Genomic DNA, 24126 nt, shown 5'->3' with positions numbered 1-24126 from the left:
CCAGAAGTTATTGGCAGGACTGCTTATTAGAATTTTGGATACAGTGGTCAGATAAACAATTGTGGCAGGACCCCCTATGTAACATGGAGCCCCTCACAACTCATACAGGAAGCGGGGAACATCTCTGCCTTCAAGCACGAGAACATCTTTTGGATAGCGTCCCTTCGAGACCCCGGACTTCACCTCGACCTTCAGCCCCCTCGTCACGGCATCTATTTCGTAGTCCCTTGTCCTGAAGTAAAATACCTCCCCGAACTTCCGGTACAGGTGCTCCTGAACGAGCCACTCGTAGAGCACCGGCCGCGGGAGTTCCCTTCCAACCCACTGGGCCATCGCCCTGGCCAAAAGCGGGTCCCTGATGGCGAGCTTCCTGTCCTTTCTCTCCAGTATCCTCCCGCCTGCATCGAGGAACTTCACTTCGAGGAGAACGTGAAGCCCCTCGAAGAGCTCCAGGTACTCCCTAACGGTCGGTGTGGAAACTCCGGCCCTCTCGGCGAGCTTTCTGAAGGAAACCGGGTCGGGGGCAACGTCCAGAACCGCCCCTATAACGTCCCTCGCGAGACCCGTGTTCTTGCCGAGCGTCCTCACATCGGCCTTTATAGCGGACACGATGTCGCTCGTCCTGAGCTTTCGGTTGAGGTAAGCCAAGTAGCCGCCGGTTTCGAGGTATCTCTCGAAGACCTCCTCTCCCTTCGACGGAAAGAAGTCCTCGTAAAAGAGGCTGTAGTATTCGCGGAAGCTTAGGGGCATGACCTTAACCGTTTTTCCGTTTCCCTGCCTCCCCCCGAAGGCTCCGATGTGCCTCTCTGCCGCTATCGTCACCGAACCTGTGACCGTGAGCACGTCGTTTCTCAGCTTTTTCCTGTCCACGAGGTACTTAACCGCCCTCCACCAGTTGGGCACGAGGGTAACCTCATCGAGAAACAGGTACGAGGTGCTCACCCCCTTGCGCTCCCGGAGTTTGATGTAGCCCTCCACGACATCGATTATCTCCCGGTAATTCTCCAGGACACCGCAGTCAAAGTAGAAGAGGCTGTATGGGTTCTTCTCTCCGTTGAGAAGCTTTCTAATGAGGAGCTTCAAGCCCATAGTTTTGCCTACGCGTCTCGGCCCTATAACGAAGTTCAGAGCAAACGGCTTCAGCGAAATTTCGCTTATCCACTCTGGAATGACCCGATATTCAAGTTCGTCGAACTCCACCCAGTCAAGGTCCTCCTCATGAAACCACCACGGGTTCTGCTCTTCAATCATGTCTTCGGACATCATGCAAAGTTGTACTTTACAAGACCTTATAAAGTTTGTTAAGTTTAACTTTACACTCCTTTATAAAAGATGAAAAGTCTAACTTAACACCAGCGAGACAATGGAAAAAGAAAGCTCACAGCTTCTCCGCAAGCTCCCGAACCTTTCCTGCGAACTCGGTTTTCATGAGCTCTTCGACGTTTCCAATCTTTGCGTCGAGGTCCGGATAGAAGGGTATTCCGATGAGGTACGGGACGTTGTAGCGCTCGGCGAGCTTCCTGACGTCTTCCTCGTCGTTCAGTTGCTCCGAACGGAGAACCATGTTCTCGACGACGCCGAGGACCTTGTGCTTCTCCTCGAGGAGCAACTGTATGAGCTTCTCGACGACGTTGAGGGCGAGCTTCGACGGGGTTGCAACGACGAGGAACTCACCCCTCTTGAGGAAGCGGAGAACGTCGAGGAGCTGGTCGCCGAGTCCCGGCGGCATGTCGATGACGAGGTAGTCAAGCTCGTCCCAGCGGGTTATCGTGAGGAGCTCGATGAGGGCGTCGCTTATCTCCTTCCCGCGGAGCGGTGTTGGCCTGTTCTCGGTGTAGTAGGCGATGCTCATGAACTTGATTCCATGAACGGTCGGCGGAACCACTCCTTTGTCCTCCTCCGGGAACTCCTTCGGCTCGAAGCCGAGAATCACGTGGTCACTTGCCCCGTGGAAGTCGAGGTCGAGCAGGCCGACCTTATAACCCTTCTCTGCCAGGGCCAGCGCGAGAGTCGCTGAGATGAGCGATTTTCCAACACCGCCTTTTCCGCTGACGACGGGGATTATTCTCTTGACCTTCTCAAGCCTCGCGCTTATGGCTATCTCGCGCGGGTCAATCATGCCTCTCCCTCCTTCTCAATCATTATCCCGGCGACGTAAACGCCCCTACCCTGGACAACCTCAAAGTCGTGACTCCCGCACTTCGGGCAGGCGAGGAAGGCGTGGACGACCTCGGGAATGAAGTGGATGTCCTCCTTTATGCGCTCGTCGAACTGGTCCTTGACCTCCTTGAGCTTCCAGGTGTGCCCGCAGTTGCGGCACTTGAAGACGGCCTCTTCCTCCTCGAAGATTATCTCGGCCCCCTCTGCAATCGTTCCCGCGAACATCTGCTCCATCGCGAACTTCACTATGTCCTCCGCAACGTCCTGGAGTTCGCCGAGAACGACCTTGACAGCCTTTACCTTCTTTGCCCCTTCTCTACTGGCGTAGTCGAGGACAGTTCTAACTATGGCATCCGCCAGCGCCCACTCGTGCATGGTATCACCGACGGAAATTGGCGTGTCACCTTAAAAATGGTTGGGTTTGAAACCGGTGGTGGACGATTGTGGCCAGAGGGGTTTATTTACCGTTTCGTGAACTCTCCCCGGTGGTGGAATGGGACACGAGCACGGGCTTAATAGGAACCTGGCAATCTCAATCGTCCTGAACCTCACGATAACCATCGCAGAGGTAATCGGCGGTCTCATCTCGGGCAGTTTAGCCCTCCTGAGCGATTCGCTTCACAACTTCAGCGACAGCATGAGCCTGCTCGCGAGCTACTTCGCCCTAAAAATCGCCGAGCGAAGGCCCAACGAGAAGTACACCTTCGGCTACAAGAGGGCCGAAATCCTCGTGGCCTTCATCAACTCCGCCGTCTTAATCGGCGTTTCGCTATTCCTCGTCGTCGAGGCCTACCGGCGCTTTAAAAACCCCCAGCCGATTGATACAGGGGTAATGCTCCCGGTAGCCCTTATCGGCCTAATCGCGAACCTGCTCTCGGTTTTCCTTCTCCACGAGCACGCCCACGGCCTTAACGTCCGCTCCGCCTACCTTCACCTTCTGAGCGACACCCTCTCGTCGGTGGCCGTCGTGATTGGTGGTTTGCTGATTCGCTTCTACGGCGTCGAGTGGGTCGACCCGCTCGTTACAGTTTTGATAGCGCTCTACATCCTCCGCGAGGCCTACGAGGTGCTGAGGGAGAGCGTTGACGTCCTGATGGAGGCGTCGCCGGAGCTCGACCTCGAAGAGATAAAGGTCGAGCTGGAATCGATTCCCGGCGTTAAGAACGCCCACCACTTCCACGCCTGGCGGGTCGGTGAGGGTGGGATTCACTTCGAGTGCCACCTAGCGGTGGAAGACATGCCCCTGAGCGAGGCGCAGAGGATTATAGACGAGGCCGAGGAGAGGCTGAGGAAGTTCGGGGTAACCCACGTTACGGTTCAGCTCGAGGTTGACCGGTGCGAGCCCGGTCTGCTGTGCCCGAAGGAAGGCTCTTAAAGGGAAAGGCGAACTCGGGTTGGGATGGGACATGGCGATAGTGAGGTTCGGTGTGTCCATACCCGAGGAGCTCCTTGAGAAGTTCGACAGGATAATCGAGGAGAAGGGCTACGTTAACAGGAGCGAGGCGATAAGGGACCTCATAAGGGACTTCATAGTAAGGCACGAGTGGGAGGTCGGCGACGCCGAGGTTGCCGGAACGATAACGATGCTCTACAACCACGACGAGGCCGACGTCGTCAAAGAGCTACTTGACCTCCAGCACGACTACCTCGAGGAGATAGTCTCGAGCATACACGTCCACATGGACGAGCACAACTGCCTCGAAGTCGTCATCGTGAAGGGAAAGGCGAAGAGGATAAAGGAGATAGCCGACAGACTGCTGAGCCTCAAGGGAGTTAAGCACGGAAAGCTCGTCATGACCGGAACCGGACGGGAACTCGTGTGATCCATTTCTTTTCATCCCAGAAAGGGCTAAAAGGACCTCAGCCTACTGGGTAAGGTGTTTACCGTGCGAACCCTCCCACTGGTGGCCGTTATCATACTCACATCGGTGCTCGCGCTTCCATGCGCTGGCGCCGTGACCATTGCCTATCCCCGGGACGGGAACTGGCCGACGGCCTTTCTGGACGTTAACGGCGACGGCATCAGCGACCTCGTGATGGAGATAGACCCCTGGAACGTAAAACGGGCGAGTGGCTTCCAGAGGATGACCTACGATCCGGAAAGCGGGAGAGTAGAGTTCGTCAGCAACCTGAGCGACGAGGTTCTCGTGGATCCCGAGTCCTGGGTTCACGGCTATCCAGAGGTGTATTTTGGAACAAAACCCTGGAACGGCAACAGCGCCCCAGGGTTCGGCGTGGAGCTTCCTGTGAAGGTTTCTGAGATGAGGCATTTTCTGGTTCACGTCGAGTACTCCATTAACCTCACGGATCCGATTCCCTTCAACCTCGCCATGGAGACGTGGCTCACAAAGGAAAAGAACAGGAGCACTGGCGTCTTTCCAGGGGAAGCCGAGATAATGGTCTGGCTCTACTACTCGAACCTGACACCAGCCGGGGAGAAAATTGGCGAGGCCCACGTTCCCCTGCTCGTGAACGGCAGCCTGGTGAATGCGACGTTTGAGGTGTGGCTGGACGGGAACATGGGGGACGGATGGCAGTACATGGCGTTTATGATCGCCGAACCGATGAGGGAAGCCGACGTGACGCTCGACCCGACCCTCTTCGTCACTGCTGCCGAGAACTTCAGCCGGGTGGATCTCAAAAACCTCTACCTCCAGGACTGGGAGATGGGAACCGAGTTCGGCGGACCGGATACGAGGGAGGCCCACTTCCGCTGGGTTATGGAGGGGATAAACGCGAGGTACGGAAGTCTAAAGGATCTCTTCCCAACCGCCATTCTCAGGGTTATACCCTTATTTGCGAGGATGAGGTGCATCTTGCCCCTGTGAGCACTAGAAATTCAAAAAGGTTAAAAGTCGTGCTACATGTTTCAATTTTGGTGATACGAATGAAGGTTCTCGTGAGCGGTAAGGGCGGCTGTGGAAAGAGCACGATAAGCGCGATGCTCGGCAAGTATCTGGCCGGAAAAGGCTACCGCGTGCTAATAATAGATGCTGACGAGTCCAACCCGGGCCTTTACCGGATGCTCGGCCTCCCGAAGGTGAAAACCCTCGCCGAGCACCTCGGAGGGAAGAAGAGAGCCAAAATCCTCATGGCGGCTGAAGGACAGGGTGAACTCGACGAAGAGCTCTTCAACTGGACGCTCGACGAGATTCCTGAGGAGATTCTGGCCAGGAAGGGCAACCTCGCCGTTCTGACAATCGGGAAGATTGAAGAGGCTGAAGAGGGCTGTGCCTGCCCCTATGGATTCCTTGCCAGAAAGCTCCTCGAGGGCATAAAGCTGAAGGAGAACGAGGTCATCATCGTAGACACCGAGGCGGGCATAGAGCACTTCGGAAGGGGCGTTGACAGGTACGTTGACGTTGTCATCGACGTCGCAGAGCCATCGGCCGAGTCCATAGAGCTTTCGAAGAAGATAAAAGCGCTGAGCGAGAGCCTCGGCCTGAAGCACGTCCTCGTTCTCAACAAAGCCCTGCCCGGCGTCGTGGAGGAACTGCCGGTCAAGCCCGACGTTGTAATTCCCTTCGACCAGAACTTCATACTCGAGGGCCTGAAGGGCAAGGAAGTTGAGCCGATAGGGCAGATAGAAGAACTCTGGAGGATAATCAACGGATGAACACATTCGGAGAGCTTTTGGCAGTCTGACGTTGCCTTCTCGTGTTTTTACACATTTTTGTAAACATTTGCGGGATTTTTTCGGAATCTTTCGGCGATTCTTTGTCAATTAGGACTCCTCACACCTTTGTTTCGACGAACGGCTATTATGATTTCGGCGTTCGGCTAATTAGTTCCCCCTAACTCTTTTTCGACTTTTGTCGTCCATCACTTTGACAATCAACGAAAGAATTTTAAGGTTTCCTAATTCCCATTTCTGAGAAGCGGGGTGGTAGCATGCAGATAGGCGAAGGATTCCTCAAGGAGAGATACCTGCCGATGAAAGCCTTCAGGGAGGAGCACAGGAAGTCCATAGAGAACATCGAGGAGTTCTGGGCAGAGCAGGCGAAGGTTCTCGACTGGTTCAAGACCTGGGAGAAGGTCCTCGACGACTCAAAGGCGCCCTTCTTCCGCTGGTTCGTCGGAGGTCAGCTCAACGCGAGCTACAACGCCCTCGACAGGCACGTTAAGGCAGGAAAGAGAAACCGGGCCGCGATAATCTGGGAGAGCGAGCGCGGTGAGACGAGAACGCTCACCTACTACGAGCTCTACCGCGAGGTGAACCGCTTTGCCTCGGCCCTGAAAAACCTCGGCGTCGAGAAGGGCGACAGGGTCGTCATCTACATGCCCCTCGTCCCGGAGGTTGTCATAGCAATGCTCGCCAGCGCGAGGATTGGAGCGATTCACAGCGTCGTCTTCTCCGGCTTCTCGGCGGAAGCATTAGCAACGAGAATCAACGACGCCAAAGCCAAGGTCGTAATAACGGCAGACTACCTCTACAGGCGCGGTAAGAAGCTCAACCTCAAGGAGATAGTTGACAAGGCCCTCCTCGAAACGCCGAGCGTCGAAAGCGTCGTCGTCCTCAGGAGGGAGGAGAACGGCGTCAACATGGTCGAGGGCAGGGACTACGACTGGAACGAACTCCTCGACGGGGCCGAGCGCTACGTTGAGCCCGTTCCGGTCGAGAGCAACCACCCGTTATTCATCCTCTACACGAGTGGAACAACCGGAAAGCCCAAGGGAATCGTCCACTCCACCGGCGGCTACCTCGTCTACGTGGCAAAGACGATGGAGTGGGCGTGGGGAATAACCGAGAGCGACCTCTTCTGGAACACCGCAGATGTTGGCTGGATAACGGGCCACAGTTACCTCGTCTACGGGCCCTTAACGCTCGGCCTGACCGTGATGATGTACGAAGGTGCCTTGAACTATCCAAAGCCCGACAGGCCCTGGGAGCTGGTGGAGAAGCACGGGGTAACGATATTCTACACAGCCCCAACAGCAATCAGAATGCTCATGCGCTACGGCGACGAGTGGGTGAAGAAGCACGACCTCTCAAGTTTAAGGCTCCTCGGTTCGGTCGGCGAGCCGATTAACCCGAGGGCCTGGAAGTGGTACTATGAAGTCGTTGGCGGTGGAAGGTGCCCGATAATCGACACTTGGTGGCAGACCGAGACCGGTGGCTACATGATTTATCCCTCTGCTGGGATACAGTTGCCCCCGCTTAAGCCCGGCTCGGCTACTTTTCCGGGCCTCGGCGTCGATGCTGACGTTCTCAGGGCCGATGGAAGTCTGGCGGAGCCGAACGAGCGCGGTTACCTCGTGATAAAGAAGCCCTGGCCGGGAATGCTCCTCGGAATCTGGGGCGACGACGAGCGCTACATTAGGACCTACTGGAAGCGCTTCAGCAGGCCCGACGAGGGAATCTGGATTTACTATCCAGCTGACTATGCGATGAAAGACGACGAGGGCTACTTCTGGATATTCGGCAGGGCCGACGAGGTGCTTAACGTTTCGGGCCACAGAATTGGGACGGCCGAGATAGAGCATGCTTTGGTCCTCCACCCGGCAGTTGCCGAGGCGGCAGTAATCGGAAGGCCCGACGAGATTAAGGGCGAAGTGCCGGTGGCTTTTGTAATCCTCAAGGAGAACTGCGTTCCGAGGGAGAGCCTGAAGAAGGAACTCATAGACTACGTCAGGGAAACCCTCGGACCGATAGCGGCTCCGGCGGAGGTATTCTTCGTCAACAAACTGCCGAAGACGAGGAGCGGGAAGATAATGCGTCGCGTCCTAAAGGCCCTCGCCAGCGGAAAGGGACTCGGCGACCTCTCAACGCTGGAAGATGAGGCGAGCGTGGAAGAAGTGAAAAAAGCTTTAGAAGGCTTCGAGATGCGCTGATTTTACCCATTTTTGACCATTACTGCCCTTTTTCTGGACAAAGCTTTTAAGCCCAAAGATCAACCTGAGCCGGTGGTGTGAGATGACGATTAAGGCTCCAACGCTCAACGTTCCCGGTCTCGGTACCGACCCGCTGACCCAGAGGATAAAGGAGAAGCAGGAGAAGTGGAAGTACAAGATAGCGGTTCTCAGCGGCAAGGGCGGCGTTGGAAAGAGCACCGTCGCGGTGAACCTCGCGGCTGCCCTCGCGAAGAAGGGCTACTACGTCGGCCTGCTCGACGCGGACATACACGGGCCCAACGTCGCTAAAATGCTCGGCGTTGACAAGGCAGACGTTTTAGCCGAGCGTATGGAGGACGGCCGCTTTGAGATGCTCCCGCCCATGAACGACTTCCTCGGCCAGATAACGCCGATTAAGGTCATGAGCATGGGCTTCCTCGTCCCCGAGGACCAGCCGATAATCTGGCGCGGTGCCCTCGTTACCAAGGCCATCAAACAACTCCTCGGCGACGTCAAGTGGGGCGAGCTCGACTTCATGATAATCGACTTTCCACCGGGGACCGGTGACGAAATCCTGACGGTCGTTCAGAACGTCCAGCTCGACGCCGCTGTCATCGTCACTACTCCGCAGGAGGTTGCTTTACTTGACACCGGCAAGGCAGTGAACATGATGAAGAAGATGGAAGTGCCCTACATCGCGGTCGTCGAGAACATGAGCTACCTCATCTGCCCGCACTGCGGCAACGAGATCGACCTCTTCGGCAAAGGTGGCGGCAAGAAGCTCGCCGAGAAGGAGGGAGTTGATTTCCTCGGTGAAGTCCCAATAGACCTCAAGGCGAGGGAAGCCAGCGATGCGGGGATTCCCATAGTGCTCTACGGCGACACCCCAGCGGCCAAGGCCTTCATGGAAATAGCTGAGAGGCTCGTGAAGAAGCTCGAGGAGCTCAAGGGTAAAAACGAGGGGCAGGAGAAAACCGAGTGATTTTTAAGCCCCTCACCCATTCTTCTCCGGGCGCGGCTCAGGCCGGCGGGAGCCGTTGCGATGGGGCCGCGCTGGACCAGGCTACATTAAGTTTTTAATGAATTATACCTACTGTCCCGGGGGATCAAATGAGAAAGAGCACCGAGGCGGCGTTAATAGTGATCCTGATAGGCCTTGTAACGGCACTCTTACTCGTGAATCCAGCCTCAGCGGAAGGCACTTTTCGCATGAGGTCGCAGGGAGTGACGTTTTCCCCCATCAGACTCGCCCTCTTCCTCGGAGCGGCCCTCACAACGGTCGCCCTCGTTACAATCCACCTGGAGGGATCGGGCGAGTACGCCCACATCTTCTACCTCCTCTCGGTCTCAACAATCGCCGTGTGGATAATGAACTCGGGAGTCCCCAATATGAACCCGTTTCTGGCCGTTGTCCGTGATTTCTACCACAAACTCGGTATTCACCGCTCGATCCCCGTGGAAACGGCCTTTTACCTCTACCTTTTCCTGCTCCTCCTTCTCGTGACCGGGATTTACTATTCAACCCCGCGTCGCTCCCGCGAGCTTGGATTCCTCATCTTCGGCATGCTCTTCTCGGCACCCTTCTTCAGGAATCTTATCTACCCTCCCAAACCGGAACTGATCGGAATAACTGCCTTCGTCCTTTCACTTTCGGTAATGACGTCCCTTGTATTCTCTCCGAGAGCCCTTCAGTCCCTTCTCCAGACGATGCTCCTCGCGCTCTTCACCGTCGTTGCGATAGCCATGGAACCCTGGAACGCGGTACTGCCGGCGGCATTTGTGTTAACTTTCCCCCGGAGAAGAAGAAACCTCATTTACGTAACCCTCGTGCTGTTTGGGGTCGGCTTCGCGGTCAGCAGGGGGCTGATACGGCCCGGATTCAGGGAGTCCATGAACTGGAAAGACGTTGCACCCCAGCTCCTCCTGCCGGTTACGCTGATAGTGTATGCAATTCTTTTCAAGACAAAAACAATCGTGACGATACTGAGAAACAGCAAGGGACCAACCCCGTTTTTGATACTCCTTCTCCTCGTCTTCCTGACGGGATCCCTCTCAACCGCCAGGCTGCTCCCCTACGCGGCGATAACCCTCACGGTTTTATCCGTCAGGCTCGTCTTCCACTCAAGGGACACGGGAAGGGTAATACCAAAGAGGGAACCGGCTAAAACTTGATTGCGCCGAAAACTGCTCCCTTCAGGTGGGGACCGAGGGCCTTGATGATTCCCGGGGCCTGGGTTCCCTTCTTGAGGACGAGTAGGGTTTCCATTAAGCCGAGCTCCTCCATTCTCCTGACGTCCCTGCCGTGGCCCGTCTTGATGAGCGCCTCCTCAACCTTCTCGCTTATCGTCCCAGTTATGAAGAGCTTGTCGTAACCGTCGCTCAGCCACTCCTTAATCCTCTTCAGCTGGGCGTCGCTGAAGGCTAACTCCACTTCCCTGGCGCCGAACTCGACGTCCGTCACCTCGACCTCGACGGGCAGGTTGTCCACCCAGCCGAACTCCCGAATCATCTGCCTTACAGGCATGTCCCCGAAGGTTTTCTTGAGGTAGTAGAGCGGAATCAGCGCGTCCTTGGGCTTCGGCTTGAAGATTCCAATGTCAACGTAGGCGCCGTAGCCGACTTTGCCGAGGTCTATGAAGCGTCCCCTGTAGGTCTTTCCGACTTCGATGTTCTTGAGGCTGTAGGGAACCTCGCCAAACTCGTCCCTGACAAGGTTCGCGCTGATTTCCTCGTCCTCACCGCTGAGGCTGACCTTGACCCAGTTCTTGGTCGTTGCCGATAGCTTCCACTCGACCTCCAAATCTCCCAGAAGGGAGCGGAGCTTCCTGTGGAGCTTGTCAAAACCGCTCCTGTCCCCGTAAACCTTCTCAAGAATAACCACTTCTTCCATCTTCACCATCCCCGAAGTTCATTAAACCGTTCCAATTCAAATCACGCGGCGGCCTCTGCCGCCTTGGAGGTTGCCTTTGAGGATTTTCTGGATTTGCCCCTCGAGGACTTTCCAGATTTTCCAGACTTCCCTGAGGATTTCTTGGCCTTCTTTGATTTCTTCAATCCGAGTTCGAGTTCAAGCTCCTCGATCCTTCGCTTGAGATCCTCGATTATCTCACTGTTGTCGTACTGCATCAGGATTTCACCGCATATGGGGCACTGGAACTCGTACTCCATGGCCTCGTCGAAGGTCAGCCTCGGATGCCCCGGGTTGCCGCACCAGTAGTAGATCGCTCCCGATTCCTCCTCGAGCATTTTCTTCAGCTTCTTGAGCTCTTCCATTTTCCTGGCCCGCATAATGTCTGGCAGTCTCCTGAGATCGAGGTTCCAGTAATAGTAGTACCAGCCCGTTTCCTTGTCGCGTATGCGCTTAAAATCGGCGAGTCCCATGTCGTAAAGGGTGTAGAGAACCTTTCGAACGGTGTTTATTCGTATTCCAGTGCTCTCCGCAAGCTCTTCGTCGGTGGCGTCCTTCCGCTCCGCGAGAGCCTTGACTATCTCAACCGCCTCCTCGCCTCCGATCTCCATCGCGAGGTCAATGAGATCCTTGTCAAGTCTCTTTTTCCTTGCCACAATCACAACCTCCACATCTTATTTTATGGCACAAAGGGGCCTCAATATATACCTAAGGACAAAGCGGTATATATAGATTTTTGTCGAAACGATTGCTCTGATGTCTAAAAGTGTCCATTGAAAAAGGGTTTAAAGAGAGAAGAACGATCTCCCTAGGGGATGGAGAATGGAGTTTGAGGTGGTAAGGGGCGATATAACCCGTTTCCCGGCGGAGGCTATTGTGAACGCCGCGAACAAATACCTTGAGCACGGCGGAGGGGTTGCCTACGCGATAGCCAAAGCGGCGGCCAGAAACGTCCGCGAGTACATCAGAATAAGCAAAGAGGCCATGAGGGAGCAACTCGGAAAGGACTCGTTCGAGCACGGCGAGGTGGTCGTTACCCCGGCGATGAGGCTTGAAAAATATGGGATCAAGTATGTCATCCACACGGTCGGCCCGTACTGCGGCGGCCGCTGGGACGGAGACAAGAAAGAGAAGCTCAAAAAGGCCATAATGGGGGCCTTAAAGAAGGCCGACGAGCTGGGCGTCAAGACTATAGCATTTCCCGCGATAAGCGCCGGGATCTACGGCTGTCCCCTTGAGGAGGTAGTTAGAACGTTCAAAGAAACCGTTGAGGAGTTTTCGAGACAAGCGAGAAGCGTGAAGAAGGTTTACCTTGTGCTCTATTCGGAGGGGGATTACAAAAGGTCTCTAGAAACCCTGCGAGAGAGGAGATGAAGATGTCGAAAATCCGGCTCCTTATCTTTTTAAGGCTTTTCATAAGGATCTCAGCCTTCAGTTATCCCCTCCTTCTCACAGTAATGTACAACTTCTTGATTTTTGGAAAACTGCCCGGCCTTGCTTGGACTGGCTACGTGGCTTTTATGAGTGGGTGGGAACTCCTAATGGGTGTCGCCAACAACCGCCCATCGTTGAAGTATCTTTTAACAGTCTACGTCGTTCTCGCTGTTGTTCTCGAATTTCCAGGCGTTCTCCTGAGCGGAATTTCCCTTCAAACAGTCCTCGTTTTTCTGTCTTGGGTTATCTTCTGGTATGGCTCCCTTCTGCTTTTGGGGTTTATCCTTATCAAACAAACAATGAAAATGATTTAATGGGAGGGACCCTCAATTATTCCAGGTGATAACATGAGAATCGAGGACGTTTACGTATGGGACATAAACGCTAAGTGGCTCGGCATAACCCCCTACCAGCTTATGGAGAACGCCGGCGCCGGCGTCGCGAGAACGATAGAGGAGCGCTTTGGAAAGGGTCTCAGGATTGCGGTCTTCTCGGGAACCGGAAACAACGGCGGGGACGGCTTCGTCGCCGCGAGGCATCTTAGCTTCGAGAACGACGTCACGGTTTTTCTGGTTGGCGACGAGGCTAAGATAAGGAGCGAGGAAGCTAGGCACAACTGGGAAATCCTGAAGGGCCTCGACTTCGTGAAAATCAAGGTTCTCAAAGATTCCGCCTACATAAGGTCCCTCGACCTGAACGGTTACGACGTCATCGTCGATGCCCTCCTCGGAGCGGGCACGAGGGGCGAGCCGAGAGAGCCGGTACGCTCGGCAATCCAGAAAATAAATGAGTACGCCGGAAAGGCAAAGATAGTTAGCGTCGACCTGCCGAGCGGTTACCCATCGGAGGTTCGCGTTAAAGCTGACTTCGCCGTCACCTTCCAGTGGGACAAGGAGGAGTATGAGGGCTTTGAGAGGGTTGTAGTTAAGATAGGATATCCCAGGGAGCTCTACCACCTCGTCGGGCCGGGTGATGCCAAGTTCGCGCTCAGGAAGAGGGGCCAGCACAAGGGACAGAACGGCAGACTGCTCGTCATCGGTGGTAGCTCAAGCTATTACGGCGCACCGTACCTCGCCTCCAGGGGGGCGAGCTACATCGTTGACCTCGTTTACCTCGCGATGCCTGCTGAACCTGCGAAGAGGATAAGCGACCCGGACCTGATTCTCCGGCCCTTCCCGGGCGGGAACTTCTCGACCGAGCACCTTGATAACCTGCTCGAGCTGGCCGAGAAAGCAGATGCAGTCGTCATCGGGCCCGGAATATGTCTCGCCGAGGAGACTAAGGAGTTCGTGAGGGCCTTTGTGGCACGCTGTGAGAAGCCGATGGTCATCGATGCGGACGGATTAAAAGCGATAGCAGAGGATTTGGGCGTTCTCAAGGGTAAGACCTTCGTCCTAACGCCCCACGCAGGTGAGTTCAAAGCCCTCTTCGGCGTCAAGCCCCCGGAGGAGCTGATTGAGCGGGCAGAGCTGGTCAAGGAGAAGGCCGGGAAAATTGGCGGTGTAATCCTCCTCAAAGGGGCATACGACATCATAAGCGACGGTGAAACCTGGAAGTACAACAGGACAGGCAACAGGGGCATGACGACCGGTGGAACGGGCGACGTCTTGGCCGGCCTCGTCGGGGCCCTGCTCGCGCTCGGTAACGAACCGCTTAGGGCCGCCTCGGTCGGTGCCTTCCTCAACGGCCTCGCCGGCGATCTGGTGAAGGAAGAGCTCGGTGAGAACTTCACGGCTTTGGAGCTCGCGAAGCGGATTCCAAAGGCAATAAAGTGGGTAGAGGAGTTTTAAAACAATAACTGAAGTGACAATCTTAACTCAACCGGGGTTTGCAGGGCACTGCCAGTCCAAATAAAGTAAAGACTAGATAATCATCCAACTCCGGCGTAGCTCCAGACCGAGTAGCCGTAATAGCCGTTTGCCGGATCGTGTGGCGGAGCGGTAAGCTTGACCCAGCCGTCGTACTGGACGTACCTGTCGACCCAGCCGCCGAGGTTTCCGGTGTATTCGTGGATTGTATAGCCCGCGAACTTTGAGCCAACGTTCACCCATCTCTCCGCCCAGTCGCTGCCGAGGTTGATGTAGGTTATAAGCCCGGGCCTGTCGCCGTAGCCTTCCCTCATGAAGATGAGCTCATCGTCGTCGTAGTAGAGGATCTTGGTGCTTCCCCCTGCCAAGTGCTCGTGGATCCATATGAGGTTGTTGAGTTTGTCCTTGTTGAGCCACTCCTCGTAGTCGCGGTAGAAGATGACGGGCTGGCCTTCGTAGGTCAGGATGAAGGCGTAGGCCGGATACTTGTTCCAGATTATGTTCGTATCGTGGTTAGCCACGAAGGTAACGGCCTTGAAGGGATCCCTGCTGACGACGGTTTCACCGTTCTGGATGGCGTAAACGAGGGCGGGGATGTTCTTGTTGTCAAAGGCCTCGTCCATCTTGTAGTAGAGCGGGAAGTCGAAGACCTTGGCGCCGCTGCTGTAGGCCCAGTTGAGGAGCGCATCGACGTTGGTGTCCCAGTACTCGCCGACGGCCCAGCCGCCCCACTGACTCAGCCAGTCCTTGACGACCCACGCGCCGTAGCCCTTAACGTAGTCAAAGCGCCACGCATCGATCCCTATGCTCCTGAGGTAGGCGGCGTAGCTCTCGTTGCTCGCCCACAGCCAGTACTGGTTGAAGGGCACGAGGTGATCAATGTCTGGGAAGCCACCGAAGGTTCCCTCGTCTGAGGTACTGTAGTTGTTTGGATGGAAGTCCATGTAGTGGGCCTTGTATTTCCCGGAGGCGACCTTAGAAAAGTCCGTCCAGGTATAGTCTCCAACGTATGGGTTCCATTCGAGGTCTCCACCTGCGCGGTGGTTTATCACTATGTCCGCTATAACCTTGATGCCGTACTGGTGGGCCGTGGAGATCATGTTGACGAGCTCTTCCTTGGAGCCGAAGCGGGTCTCAACGGTTCCCTTCTGGTAAAACTCGCCCAGATCGAAGTAATCGTAGGGGTCGTAGCCCATCGAGTAGGCCCCGCCCATGCCCTTGCTCGCCGGGGGTATCCAGATCGCGGATATGCCTGCATCGTACCATTCAGGGATCTTCTGCCGTATTGTGTCCCACCAGATTCCTCCCTCCGGAACGTCCCAGTAGAAGGCCTGCATTATGACTCCGCCCTGCTCCAGCTCGGAGTACTTCGCGGCACTCGTGGAGGGGTAGTAAACCCCCGCCAAGAGGAAAAACGCTATAATCAGAACCAAAACCCTTGCGGATCTCCTCATGTCCCGACCTCCCGTGTGGTGTGGGGCGAACCCCACTATGTATCACTGATGGTGAAATATTTAAGTTTTGCCGTTCCTGTTCACTGAGGGATATAACTGAACATCCAGTGGAAGGGGTAGCCAATCACAAAAAGTGCGGAATCACGGGAAAATCAAAACCGAAGGAGAGCCTTTGCCTCCTTCGCCTTCTCGCAGAGCTCACAGCTCTGGAGGAAGACCAGCATGTTGAGGAGGTGGAAGAGCTCGACCTCCGTCAGCTCGACGTCCGCCTCGGAGATCCGCTTTATTACCGGCTGGGACCTTATCTCGATCTCGTCGAGGATCTCCTTCGCAAGGCTCTTGAACTTCTCGCGATCCCGGATCTCAAACCCGGATTTCTCAAGCACCTGAACGAGCCTCTCGGCCTCTATCTGGAGGTAGGACTGGCGGAACTCCTCGATGCTCTCATCGGGGCTAACCTTCACGAGAAACATCCTCGCGGTTCGGGAGTAGATCTTCTCGTTTCCCACTTCATCGACTTCCTCCACGAGGCCGGCCTTCTCCAGAACCTTAATGTGCCTGTATATGGTCGTTCTGTCCTTTCCGAGGGCATCGCTGAGCTCGTTCACGCTCATCGGCCTCTGGCGGAGCAGTTTCAAAATGGAAAATCGGGTCGGCTCCGACAGGATTTTAACGACCGAACTCCAAAGATGTAATTCGAGAGCGTTCCTGCACCGTCTCCATAGTGAACGCTCAAACACTGAAACTCCTTCCCATCATAGAACATCTCCAAAAGCTTGTTTTCAATTTCCATCTTTGCTTTTCTACGAGCTACATATTCAACCCAGCGTGCCTCTTCAAAGAACCTGCATGAATTCTCGCCTGAAACAACAAAAAACTCTCCACCGATGTAATCATCATTAAGAACTTTAAGCTCTTGGTCATGCCTAAGTGAAAACACAGCACCATACAGAGGTACAGCCTTGTCAATGAAAGTCTTCCAATCGAACTTCCCAAGAAAGTCCAAAAGCCCTTCTATCCAATCAATCCCAAGAAGAACGAAGTAGGGGCAGAACTTGTAAACTAGTCCCGAGAACTCAAGATTTTCTTCCGTATAATCAGCGAGATGTTTCAAAATATTGAGTTTTTCACTTAGAGAGTAAAACTCTTTCCAGCACTTGATAATTTCCTTGGCTTTTTCGGGATTCCACAGGAGTTTGTAGGGCTTCTTTTCTTTACTCTCTCCCCGAGAATTCCCACATACAGTCAAGATTTTCAAACGCACAAGTTCTTGTAGAACTCGCCGAACGGATTCAGTTCGCACATCAAGAGTTGGGTCGTTGTTCTTTTGGGATATCTCCCTAAGTTTTTTGGTGAGGTTGTAAATTGTAAGCTCCTCGTTCTTACTTGCAAGTTCAATTATCTCTTCGGCGACTTTAAACTTGTCAATTTTTGCTGGCCTTCCCACCTAAGCCACCAGTACATAGATGGAGGATATTCACAAAAAAGTGTTTCTTTTTGAGAATACGTCGTTATAAAGTAAATTGTGGGATAACTATTGACAACACCACGGAGGTGATACGATGGGAAAGAAGGGCTCCAAACCCATGACCTGGGAAGCCGCGAGGAGAATCCAGAGCGCAGTTGATAGTGGCAGGGCCATCAAAGCTGACGGAGGCTTCAAGTCCAGGGCTATGAGCGCCGCCTCGAGGAACTCGAAGAAATGACCTACACCTTTTCATTTTACGTTGCAAAGTAGGGGGTTCCTAAGATGAAGTTTAAACGCGAGGTCACCCACGTAATCTTCTTCGACATCGAGTACTACGTCCCCAAAGAGTACAGAAACCAACCCGGACTGAAGGCTAACCCATACCTGGATGGAAGCTTCGTCATCGGGGGCGTCTTCCAGAGGTACTTCCCCATAGAGGACAGGCTGGAGGAAAAGGAGGAGTTCTGGATATGGGACATGGAAGGCAGGGACACGACGGAACAAGAGAAGAACCTCTTGGAGAAAATCTACCTCTACTTCAGGGAGAGCTGGACGCGATGGGAACTGCTGGGCGGAGATCCCAGACTGACGGAGCCGATAGTGGCGGGCTTCGGGATAACGCGCCTTGATATACCTGTGCTCTTCGCCAGGAGCCAGATTCACAGGATAGCCGAGCCAGAGCGGCTCTACGACACCTACTTCAAACTGAGGCACTTTGACCTCAGCGTCACCTCGGCCCCGATGATTCCCGAGAACAGGAACCCGAATGTGCTCGCCCCTGTATCTCAGAACTGGGCTGTCAAGAACCTTCTCAGAGACGGGGAAAGAAAGCCGAGCGGCACAACCGTGTGGGAGCTCTACGACGTGGAAGAATACAAGAGCATAACGGAAAGAACCCGCGGAGAGGTTGAACTCGCAAGGAGGGTTTACCAGGAACTTAGAAAGATAAGGAACGGCCTTCCAGGCCGCCCCTGATTTCACTTCTTCAACGGCTCAGGAATCGCCTTCTCCCACTGCTCACGGGCAAGCTCGCCGGTGTACTTGAACTTCTCCACCATCCTCTCGGCCTCCTTGCGCTTCTTCTGGTGCTCCTTCAGGAACTCCTGCACCTTCTTTATGAGGTAGCGCTTGCACTCTCCACAGGTCAGCTCTCCCGCTTTACACGCGTGGTAGCGCTCCATGAGCTTCTTGTCGTCCTCCTCGAAGAAAATCTCCAGCCACTTGAAGACGACGCACTTCTCCGGGTTTCCGCCCTTCTCCCTCTGCTCTTTGAGCGTCGGCTGACCGCCAGTCAAGGCGAACTTCCAGATTTTCTTTCCAGCCTCCTCGGGGTCGTCGGTGAGATAGACGGCGGTTTCAGGCTTGCTGGCGCTCATCTTGCCCTCGAGGCCCGTCAGCGGCGGAACGAACTTCGAGTGCAAAGCGGCGGTTTTGTAGTAGCCGAGGCTCTCGGCGAAGTCCCTCTGGAGCCTCCAGTAGGGGTCCTGGTCAATTGCCGCTGGAATTAAACAGCGCTTCTTCTCGAAAAAGGTCGGTGCCGCCTGTATGGCCGGGTAGAAAATCATTCCAATCTTGCTCTGCTCGCTGAAGCCGAAGACCGCTTTGGCCATCGAGTAGTTTATTTTCTTCGCTATCGGGAGGGCCATCTCGTAAATCTTCGTGAACTCGCTGTCCTGGAAGATGAAGGTCTTGTCCGGGTCGAAGCCGACCGCGATTATATCTAAAATGTTCTCGTATGCCCAGCGCTTGGTTTCATCTAAGGTCAGATTCTTGAAGAGGAACTTCTCGTCGTCGGTTATCTGTATGTAGAGGTTGACGCCGAACTTCTCCTGTAGCCACTTGGTGGCGTAGAAGGGGATTATGTGGCCTATGTGCATCGGCCCGCTCGGACCCCTTCCCGTGTACAGGAAGAAGCCCCTTCCGCTCTCGTAGTCGGCCAGAACCTTGTCGTAGTCCCTGTGGGAGAAGAAGAAGCGCCTGCGGAAGTAAATCGGCAGTTCTCTCTTCGTGAGCCTTGCCGTCTTCTCAAGCAGCTCGTCAGTCAGCGGGCTGGTTCCGAACTGCTCTATCAGCTTGTTGTAGTCGACCAAACCTTCAACGTCCCAGGGGGTAACCTTAAACTCCAATTCCAACACCTCCATTTCCAGTGGAAACGAAACTCATGGCTAAGGCGGTGCAGAAGAGATGGACCTCACCAAAGCCAAAAACGACCACCGAGCATGGGAAGAGAAAGGGGAGAGGAGAATTTAAAGTTTTTGGAAAGTGAGGGAATTCATTTATAAGCCGAGCCCCTCCGCTCAAGCCGGAGAACCCTAATTCTTGAGTTGCTCCAATCAACAACATAAATCAGACGGTAATCACCAACGCGCACACGGTAAACGGAGAGGTCTCCCGTACCTTTAAGCTTCTTCACGTCGTATAAACTCGAAGGGACTGGCTCCTCCTGGAGAAGGGACAAAAAGTCGTAAATTCGCTGGTAGTGGGCTGGCTTCAGCTTTGAGAGCACTTTGGCAACGCGGGGATGAACCTCAACCGAGAAACTCATTCTCAATCCTCCGGCTTTGGCAGATCTTCAAGTTTGACCCATCCAATGGACTCATCTCTGGCTTCCCTCAGGAGCTCTTCGAGTTCATCTTCATTCAATTCAGGGCTCTCATCCATAAGAAGGTCCTCAAGTCGCTGGAGCTCACGCCTTATGCGCTTAAGTTCGGTCAGCACGAGCTCAACAGTTGTTTCACTCACTTTCTCCAAGCTCACCACCGTGCCGTATTAAGAAGAAGGGCCTAAAAGAGTTTTGATATAGGGCTATAATCCTGAGGGATTCAATGCTCAAACCAACTCTCTCAGAATAAAAACTCTAATCACGTTTATATAATTGTGTTTGGAGAATTTGTCAACCGTCAGGATGAGCTCAAAACTTTGTAATAGAGGGATCTGACGGCGAGAAAGGCTAGGAGAGTTTTAAAACAGCTCGAAAAGAAAGCCGAGCTCGTTGATTGGAGAGCTATGAGAAGCACTATGGAATAATCGCGAAAAAGATTTGGAAAAAGAAAGCCCTGAGCTGGCCTTCGACCTCGCGGTGGGTAGAGAAGCCCATAAAAACCTCACCTTCCAACTCCGCCCATGGACCGCGAAACAGAGGGGACGCTGTTAGCGTTTGTCGTACTGCTCCTGCTCGGCCTCGAGCCGGTCGTAATCAAAGCCAATCCAGTTAATCCATTCGCCTTCGCCTCTCTGTCCGCTTTAATAGCCTCGCTAATCCTCTGGCCGGTTATACTGCTCGGCGGTCAGGCGAGAGAAATCCGGGAGAGGCCGGCCGAGCTAAGAAAGGCATTTCTAACGGGCCTTTTCGCGACGGCGGTGGCATATTCTCTCTTCGCCTACGGGACGAGGCTGAGTACGGCGATTAATTCGGCAATACTCACGCGCTTCGAGGTCTTCTACTCCTTCCTCATCTCGTGGCTCCTCCTGGGGGAGAGGATAAGCGGAAGGGCAGTAGTTTCGGCCCTGGCACTCATCACGGGCGTCTTCCTCGTGGTCGCGCAGGGAAAGAGGCCGGAGCTCCTGAAGGGCGACATCCTACTACTCCTAACTCCCCTCTTCTGGCAGCTCGGGCACGCAATAGCCAAGAGAACCGATTACAGCCCGGTGACGATAGCGACATTGAGGAACACCTCCGGCGGGCTTCTCCTCCTCGTTCCAGCCTTTATTACCGGCTTCGCCTTCACGAAGCTCGCGCTGGCGGAGGGGCTGATAATAGCGCTCACCCAGAGCCTCTGGTATTTGGCGATAGCGCGGATTAACCTCTCGAAGGCGACGGCCATTTTAACGCCCGCGCCCGCTCTGACGGGGCTCGTCTCGATTGCGCTCCTCGGCGAGAGGGTAACCTTCTATCACCTCGCGGGCTTAGCCTTAATAATCCTTGGAACGCTAGTTGTGAGCAGAGAGGAGAGCGGGGTGAGGGAATGAAGGTCGTGATTCTCGGCTCAGGTTCATACAGCGGGACACCAAAGCCACTCTGCACCTGCGAGAACTGTTCGCGGGCGAGGATTAATCCGGCCTTAAGGAGAACGCGATTCTCGCTCTACTTCGAGGGAACGCTCGTAGACCCGAGTCCAGACCTGCACTACCACCTGGAGAGGCTGAACAGGGAAGTAGAGCAGGTTTTAATAACGCACGGCCACTTCGACCACGTTTTCGGCCTGCCCGAGCTCCAGGTCTTCAAGCGCATCTCTTTCTACTCCCACAGGGAAGCACTGGAAGTCGCGAAAAGCTTAGCGAGGCTGGCCTTCGGCTCGGAAAGTCCGGAGGGGCACGAGTGGGCCTACAACGAGCTTGAGTTCTGGGAGGAGACAAGAATCGGGAAGATGAGGGTAGTTCACTTTCCCGTTACCCACACGGTAACGGCCGGTGGCTTCGTCATAGAGGTGAAGGGGAAGAGGATAGCGATAACCGGCGACACCGGGCCGGAGATTCTGAAGGACGAAAAAGCAATAAAGCTCATGAAGGGAGCCGACCTTTTGATAGCGGAGATGACCCACAGGGAAGCCATTCCCGGCTCGCACCTCGGGGTCAGGGAGGCGATAGAGCTGGCGAAGAGGGTCGGGGCAGGCTACACCGTCTTCGCGCATATAAGCCACAGCAACTATCCTCACGAGGTCCTGGAGAAGAAGGTCAGGGAAGCCGGAATTCCGGGCGAGGTTGCGAGGGACTTCACGTGGGTTGAGATTTAGATGCGTCTCTCTACGTCCGCCGGCTTCAGGATCCATCCGATGCCGAGCAGTACGAGCAGGATTGCGATGATCCCGAGGAGGTAGCCTCCGGTTAGGATGTACGATGCCGTGAGGAGCAACCGGAACAGGATTAGGAGAACCGGTATCATGAGGAGCAGGATTACAACTTTGAAGTCCTCGACGAACGATTTGATTTTCCTTCCGAGGCTCATGTACGCACTTTGAACTCTGGGATTAAATATTTTGCGACATTTTGGTCTTCTCTCTTAGAGTCTTATTGCAACAGGAGGGATACATGAGGGTCTACATACACAGAGAAAACTTTCAATTCTCCTAGAGTCTTATTGCAACGTAGTTACTTGGGATCAGAGCCAGGAAGAAGCTACCGCTTTCAATTCTCCTAGAGTCTTATTGCAACAGAACTACATTATCGCAGAGATCAGCGACCCCGACACTTTCAATTCTCCTAGAGTCTTATTGCAACGTGAATGGAGTACTATCGAAAGCTTTCGATTAGTCGTCTTTCAATTCTCCTGGAGTCTTATTGCAACAAGAGGGGTACATTTCAACGCTGACAGTCATATCACCCCTTTCAATTCTCCTAGAGTCTTATTGCAACGGGTCTCAAGGGCATAGAGGGCGCCATCTTCGTCTTCGCTTTCAATTCTCCTCGAGTCTTATTGCAACTATCTCCGCTGAGGTTCCCGCTTCGTTTAAAAACCCCCTTTCAATTCTCTTCGAGTCTTATTGCAACTTCCCTGAACTCTTTTTGTCGTAACTAATGTCCCGTACTTTCAATTCTCCTCGAGTCTTATTGCAACCTTTTCGCCTATCTGATCCCGCTTTTCCTGATTAGTCTCACTTTCAATTCTCCTCGAGTCTTATTGCAACGCTTGGCCTACCAGATGCCCACGTCGAGGGACACATCTGGCTTTCAATTCTCCTCGAGTCTTATTGCAACGCGTCGAGAGATATTTGAAGCGCGCCGGAGCTATCAAACTTTCAATTCTCCTCGAGTCTTATTGCAACTTATCTGCGTCGTAGACATACAAATATATCGGTATCTGCTTTCAATTCTCCTCGAGTCTTATTGCAACACGAAGACGATAAAATCATTGGCAGAGGGTGGTTCCCTTTCAATTCTCCTCGAGTCTTATTGCAACGGCGCGCTGAGAGAGATTGAGATGCTCTCGCCGAGCTTCTTTCAATTCTCCTCGAGTCTTATTGCAACTGACAAAATCCCCGCAGAAATTGCCCACTATTTTGAACTTTCAATTCTCCTCGAGTCTTATTGCAACAAAAATAATCCTACTCCCTACCGAGCCCACAGAATACTTTCAATTCTCCTCGAGTCTTATTGCAACTTGCAACTTTCATCTGATTTAGTTGCTTTGTTGTTGCTGAAAACTTTCAATTCTCCTCGAGTCTTATTGCAACGGATGTGGGAACCATGCAAGAAGGAAGCGAAACGGTTCTTTCAATTCTCCTCGAGTCTTATTGCAACCCTTAAGGTCAACGCTTGCAACGAATATGCTTTGTCCTTTCAATTCTCCTCGAGTCTTATTGCAACTTTGACCGAATGGATAGCGGACTTCCTCGGGGTTACACCTTTCAATTCTCCTCGAGTCTTATTGCAACTAAGCACAAGTGGTTTCTGAGTGCCCGCCATGAAGTCTCTTTCAATTCTCCTCGAGTCTTATTGCAACGGGGTGAGCTTCACTCTGCCCCTGCAGAGCTACAACGTCACTTTCAATTCTCCTCGAGTCTTATTGCAACTGGATGCCCGCGAATTTAACCGCGATTGATGGAATCACTTTCAATTCTCCTCGAGTCTTATTGCAACCTAACCCCGATGAGCGCCGTGACCCTCTATATCGACTTTCAATTCTCCTCGAGTCTTATTGCAACAGGGCGCGAAATTCGCCCTTTCGCCCAACGAAGAAATAAGAACGCCCCGATATTTAAGCCTTTCTAGAAATCGGTCTTGAAACGATCATGAGGGAACTCGGATTGAAGCTCTGAAACACCTCCAATCGGCTAGCCTGGTCCTAATGTTCCGAGATGACAAAATCGAGGTCGAAATGCAGTTGATCTCCAAAGCTTCAAAAGGGGAGAATTTTCAAGGCCGAACATTAAACAGGCTCTAAGCCAGAAACGAACAATTTTAAACAGGTTTCATCCGGATTAGGGGGGCGGAAGTCGTCTGCTCTATGTTCTGAAGAAAATTCGTTACATTAGGTGATTGACATTGTTACAGGATGTTATGTTTTCGAAACAGTTGAAATTCATCTCCAGGGCTTTGAAATGACTTTACTGAACAAAAACAGCC

The 24126-nt window shown here is 53.7% G+C and carries 26 protein-coding genes and 1 CRISPR repeat array; of the genes, 14 read left to right on the top strand and 12 right to left on the bottom strand.

What is annotated here, in order from left to right:
- Positions 1–93: 93 nt before the first annotated feature.
- The 3 genes from TAM4_RS08970 to hypA all read right to left on the bottom strand — a co-directional run bounded on the left by TAM4_RS08970 (position 94) and on the right by hypA (position 2535).
- Positions 94–1263 carry an ATP-binding protein gene (locus tag TAM4_RS08970; RefSeq protein ID WP_237702080.1) on the bottom strand — a complete coding sequence of 390 codons (1170 nt, stop codon included), beginning with the start codon at positions 1261–1263 and terminating at the stop codon, positions 94–96.
- 115 nt (positions 1264–1378) lie between these two features.
- Positions 1379–2119 (bottom strand): Mrp/NBP35 family ATP-binding protein, encoded by a 741-nt coding sequence (locus TAM4_RS08965; RefSeq protein WP_014122924.1) that lies wholly within the window; start codon positions 2117–2119, stop codon positions 1379–1381.
- Positions 2116–2535 (bottom strand): hydrogenase nickel incorporation protein HypA, encoded by a 420-nt coding sequence (gene hypA / locus TAM4_RS08960; RefSeq protein ID WP_014122923.1) that lies wholly within the window; start codon positions 2533–2535, stop codon positions 2116–2118. The genes TAM4_RS08965 and hypA overlap by 4 nt, the downstream gene beginning before the upstream one ends.
- 118 nt (positions 2536–2653) lie before the next feature.
- Between hypA and TAM4_RS08955 the strand changes: the two genes are divergently transcribed.
- The 7 genes from TAM4_RS08955 to TAM4_RS08925 all read left to right on the top strand — a co-directional run bounded on the left by TAM4_RS08955 (position 2654) and on the right by TAM4_RS08925 (position 10164).
- A complete protein-coding gene (locus tag TAM4_RS08955) occupies positions 2654–3535 on the top strand; it encodes a cation diffusion facilitator family transporter (RefSeq protein ID WP_014122922.1) in 882 nt (293 codons plus the stop codon).
- 31 nt (positions 3536–3566) lie between these two features.
- Positions 3567–3983: a nickel-responsive transcriptional regulator NikR gene (gene nikR, locus TAM4_RS08950; protein WP_014122921.1), complete on the top strand. Its 417-nt coding sequence runs from the start codon at positions 3567–3569 to the stop codon at positions 3981–3983.
- Positions 3984–4046: 63 nt separating this feature from the next.
- Positions 4047–4988: a hypothetical protein gene (locus TAM4_RS08945; protein WP_052306407.1), complete on the top strand. Its 942-nt coding sequence runs from the start codon at positions 4047–4049 to the stop codon at positions 4986–4988.
- 59 nt (positions 4989–5047) lie between these two features.
- Positions 5048–5776 (top strand): P-loop NTPase, encoded by a 729-nt coding sequence (locus tag TAM4_RS08940; RefSeq protein ID WP_014122919.1) that lies wholly within the window; start codon positions 5048–5050, stop codon positions 5774–5776.
- A 275-nt stretch (positions 5777–6051) separates the two neighbouring features.
- Complete coding sequence (acs, locus tag TAM4_RS08935) at positions 6052–7992, top strand: acetate--CoA ligase (RefSeq protein WP_014122918.1); 1941 nt, start codon at positions 6052–6054, stop codon at positions 7990–7992.
- 82 nt (positions 7993–8074) lie between these two features.
- A complete protein-coding gene (locus TAM4_RS08930; protein ID WP_014122917.1) occupies positions 8075–8974 on the top strand; it encodes an Mrp/NBP35 family ATP-binding protein in 900 nt (299 codons plus the stop codon).
- Between the two features lie 128 nt (positions 8975–9102).
- A complete protein-coding gene (locus TAM4_RS08925; RefSeq protein ID WP_083820428.1) occupies positions 9103–10164 on the top strand; it encodes a hypothetical protein in 1062 nt (353 codons plus the stop codon).
- On the opposite strand, the gene TAM4_RS08920 is transcribed toward TAM4_RS08925, so the two are convergent.
- Both TAM4_RS08920 and tfe read right to left on the bottom strand, forming a co-directional pair.
- The gene (locus TAM4_RS08920) at positions 10154–10882 is read right to left on the bottom strand and encodes a DUF2110 family protein (RefSeq protein ID WP_048150496.1); all 729 of its coding nucleotides are present in this window, start codon (positions 10880–10882) and stop codon (positions 10154–10156) included. The genes TAM4_RS08925 and TAM4_RS08920 overlap by 11 nt on opposite strands.
- A gap of 41 nt (positions 10883–10923) precedes the next feature.
- On the bottom strand, positions 10924–11556 hold the full coding sequence (gene tfe, locus TAM4_RS08915; RefSeq protein ID WP_014122914.1) for a transcription factor E: 633 nt from the start codon (positions 11554–11556) through the stop codon (positions 10924–10926).
- Between the two features lie 166 nt (positions 11557–11722).
- On the opposite strand from tfe, the gene TAM4_RS08910 reads away from it, so the two are divergent.
- From TAM4_RS08910 to TAM4_RS08900, 3 genes are read left to right on the top strand one after another with little or no spacing between them, the layout of a single operon-like run.
- Positions 11723–12274, top strand: coding sequence for a [protein ADP-ribosylglutamate] hydrolase (locus TAM4_RS08910; RefSeq protein WP_014122913.1), 552 nt, complete (start codon positions 11723–11725; stop codon positions 12272–12274).
- On the top strand, positions 12271–12648 hold the full coding sequence (locus TAM4_RS08905) for a hypothetical protein (RefSeq protein WP_148258677.1): 378 nt from the start codon (positions 12271–12273) through the stop codon (positions 12646–12648). The genes TAM4_RS08910 and TAM4_RS08905 overlap by 4 nt, the downstream gene beginning before the upstream one ends.
- Positions 12649–12681: 33 nt before the next feature.
- On the top strand, positions 12682–14124 hold the full coding sequence (locus TAM4_RS08900; RefSeq protein WP_014122912.1) for a bifunctional ADP-dependent NAD(P)H-hydrate dehydratase/NAD(P)H-hydrate epimerase: 1443 nt from the start codon (positions 12682–12684) through the stop codon (positions 14122–14124).
- Positions 14125–14204: 80 nt separating this feature from the next.
- Here the strand turns inward: TAM4_RS08900 and TAM4_RS08895 are convergent, their stop codons facing one another.
- From TAM4_RS08895 to TAM4_RS08885, 3 genes are all read right to left on the bottom strand, one after another.
- Positions 14205–15596, bottom strand: a complete 1392-nt coding sequence (locus TAM4_RS08895) for an alpha-amylase (RefSeq protein WP_048150489.1) — start codon at positions 15594–15596, stop codon at positions 14205–14207.
- A gap of 152 nt (positions 15597–15748) precedes the next feature.
- Positions 15749–16234, bottom strand: a complete 486-nt coding sequence (locus TAM4_RS08890; protein WP_014122910.1) for an ArsR family transcriptional regulator — start codon at positions 16232–16234, stop codon at positions 15749–15751.
- Entirely contained in the window at positions 16231–17043 is an 813-nt protein-coding gene (locus tag TAM4_RS08885) for a hypothetical protein (protein ID WP_048150487.1), read from the bottom strand. The genes TAM4_RS08890 and TAM4_RS08885 overlap by 4 nt, the downstream gene beginning before the upstream one ends.
- A 115-nt stretch (positions 17044–17158) precedes the next feature.
- On the opposite strand from TAM4_RS08885, the gene TAM4_RS11815 reads away from it, so the two are divergent.
- Positions 17159–17302 (top strand): hypothetical protein, encoded by a 144-nt coding sequence (locus tag TAM4_RS11815; protein ID WP_014122909.1) that lies wholly within the window; start codon positions 17159–17161, stop codon positions 17300–17302.
- A 44-nt stretch (positions 17303–17346) separates the two neighbouring features.
- A complete protein-coding gene (locus TAM4_RS08880) occupies positions 17347–18039 on the top strand; it encodes a hypothetical protein (protein ID WP_014122908.1) in 693 nt (230 codons plus the stop codon).
- A gap of 2 nt (positions 18040–18041) precedes the next feature.
- Here TAM4_RS08880 and TAM4_RS08875 read toward each other — a convergent pair whose 3' ends face one another.
- The 3 genes from TAM4_RS08875 to TAM4_RS08865 all read right to left on the bottom strand — a co-directional run bounded on the left by TAM4_RS08875 (position 18042) and on the right by TAM4_RS08865 (position 19821).
- Positions 18042–19196, bottom strand: a complete 1155-nt coding sequence (locus TAM4_RS08875; RefSeq protein ID WP_193386076.1) for a tryptophan--tRNA ligase — start codon at positions 19194–19196, stop codon at positions 18042–18044.
- 140 nt (positions 19197–19336) lie between these two features.
- Positions 19337–19609, bottom strand: coding sequence for a type II toxin-antitoxin system RelE/ParE family toxin (locus TAM4_RS08870; protein WP_014122905.1), 273 nt, complete (start codon positions 19607–19609; stop codon positions 19337–19339).
- A gap of 2 nt (positions 19610–19611) precedes the next feature.
- Entirely contained in the window at positions 19612–19821 is a 210-nt protein-coding gene (locus TAM4_RS08865) for a hypothetical protein (RefSeq protein ID WP_237702079.1), read from the bottom strand.
- A 366-nt stretch (positions 19822–20187) separates the two neighbouring features.
- On the opposite strand from TAM4_RS08865, the gene TAM4_RS08860 reads away from it, so the two are divergent.
- Both TAM4_RS08860 and TAM4_RS08855 read left to right on the top strand, forming a co-directional pair.
- A complete protein-coding gene (locus TAM4_RS08860) occupies positions 20188–21033 on the top strand; it encodes a DMT family transporter (RefSeq protein ID WP_014122903.1) in 846 nt (281 codons plus the stop codon).
- Positions 21030–21797: an MBL fold metallo-hydrolase gene (locus TAM4_RS08855; RefSeq protein ID WP_014122902.1), complete on the top strand. Its 768-nt coding sequence runs from the start codon at positions 21030–21032 to the stop codon at positions 21795–21797. Before TAM4_RS08860 ends, TAM4_RS08855 begins: the two co-directional genes overlap by 4 nt.
- Here the strand turns inward: TAM4_RS08855 and TAM4_RS08850 are convergent.
- Positions 21794–22009 (bottom strand): hypothetical protein, encoded by a 216-nt coding sequence (locus TAM4_RS08850; protein WP_014122901.1) that lies wholly within the window; start codon positions 22007–22009, stop codon positions 21794–21796. The genes TAM4_RS08855 and TAM4_RS08850 overlap by 4 nt on opposite strands.
- 42 nt (positions 22010–22051) lie before the next feature.
- Positions 22052–23705: a CRISPR direct-repeat array (repeat unit 30 nt; unit sequence CTTTCAATTCTCCTCGAGTCTTATTGCAAC).
- Between the last annotated feature and the right edge of the window lie 421 nt (positions 23706–24126).

Origin of the sequence: Thermococcus sp. AM4, from assembly GCF_000151205.2 — an archaeon.
GTDB lineage: Archaea > Methanobacteriota_B > Thermococci > Thermococcales > Thermococcaceae > Thermococcus.
This window is presented reverse-complemented; position numbering and strand designations above follow the sequence as displayed.

Coding starts and splice junctions, on each gene's coding strand:
- TAM4_RS08870 (WP_014122905.1), bottom strand. CDS start 19,609: ATGAGTTTCTCGGTTGAGGTTCATCCCCGCGTTGCCAAAGTGCTCTCA.
- TAM4_RS08965 (WP_014122924.1), bottom strand. CDS start 2,119: ATGATTGACCCGCGCGAGATAGCCATAAGCGCGAGGCTTGAGAAGGTC.
- TAM4_RS08895 (WP_048150489.1), bottom strand. CDS start 15,596: ATGAGGAGATCCGCAAGGGTTTTGGTTCTGATTATAGCGTTTTTCCTC.
- hypA (WP_014122923.1), bottom strand. CDS start 2,535: ATGCACGAGTGGGCGCTGGCGGATGCCATAGTTAGAACTGTCCTCGAC.
- TAM4_RS08940 (WP_014122919.1), top strand. CDS start 5,048: ATGAAGGTTCTCGTGAGCGGTAAGGGCGGCTGTGGAAAGAGCACGATA.
- TAM4_RS08955 (WP_014122922.1), top strand. CDS start 2,654: ATGGGACACGAGCACGGGCTTAATAGGAACCTGGCAATCTCAATCGTC.
- TAM4_RS08925 (WP_083820428.1), top strand. CDS start 9,103: ATGAGAAAGAGCACCGAGGCGGCGTTAATAGTGATCCTGATAGGCCTT.
- TAM4_RS11815 (WP_014122909.1), top strand. CDS start 17,159: ATGGGAAAGAAGGGCTCCAAACCCATGACCTGGGAAGCCGCGAGGAGA.
- TAM4_RS08970 (WP_237702080.1), bottom strand. CDS start 1,263: ATGTCCGAAGACATGATTGAAGAGCAGAACCCGTGGTGGTTTCATGAG.
- TAM4_RS08900 (WP_014122912.1), top strand. CDS start 12,682: ATGAGAATCGAGGACGTTTACGTATGGGACATAAACGCTAAGTGGCTC.
- TAM4_RS08905 (WP_148258677.1), top strand. CDS start 12,271: ATGAAGATGTCGAAAATCCGGCTCCTTATCTTTTTAAGGCTTTTCATA.
- TAM4_RS08880 (WP_014122908.1), top strand. CDS start 17,347: ATGAAGTTTAAACGCGAGGTCACCCACGTAATCTTCTTCGACATCGAG.
- TAM4_RS08910 (WP_014122913.1), top strand. CDS start 11,723: ATGGAGTTTGAGGTGGTAAGGGGCGATATAACCCGTTTCCCGGCGGAG.
- TAM4_RS08860 (WP_014122903.1), top strand. CDS start 20,188: ATGGACCGCGAAACAGAGGGGACGCTGTTAGCGTTTGTCGTACTGCTC.
- nikR (WP_014122921.1), top strand. CDS start 3,567: ATGGCGATAGTGAGGTTCGGTGTGTCCATACCCGAGGAGCTCCTTGAG.
- TAM4_RS08920 (WP_048150496.1), bottom strand. CDS start 10,882: ATGGAAGAAGTGGTTATTCTTGAGAAGGTTTACGGGGACAGGAGCGGT.
- acs (WP_014122918.1), top strand. CDS start 6,052: ATGCAGATAGGCGAAGGATTCCTCAAGGAGAGATACCTGCCGATGAAA.
- TAM4_RS08930 (WP_014122917.1), top strand. CDS start 8,075: ATGACGATTAAGGCTCCAACGCTCAACGTTCCCGGTCTCGGTACCGAC.
- TAM4_RS08850 (WP_014122901.1), bottom strand. CDS start 22,009: ATGAGCCTCGGAAGGAAAATCAAATCGTTCGTCGAGGACTTCAAAGTT.
- TAM4_RS08855 (WP_014122902.1), top strand. CDS start 21,030: ATGAAGGTCGTGATTCTCGGCTCAGGTTCATACAGCGGGACACCAAAG.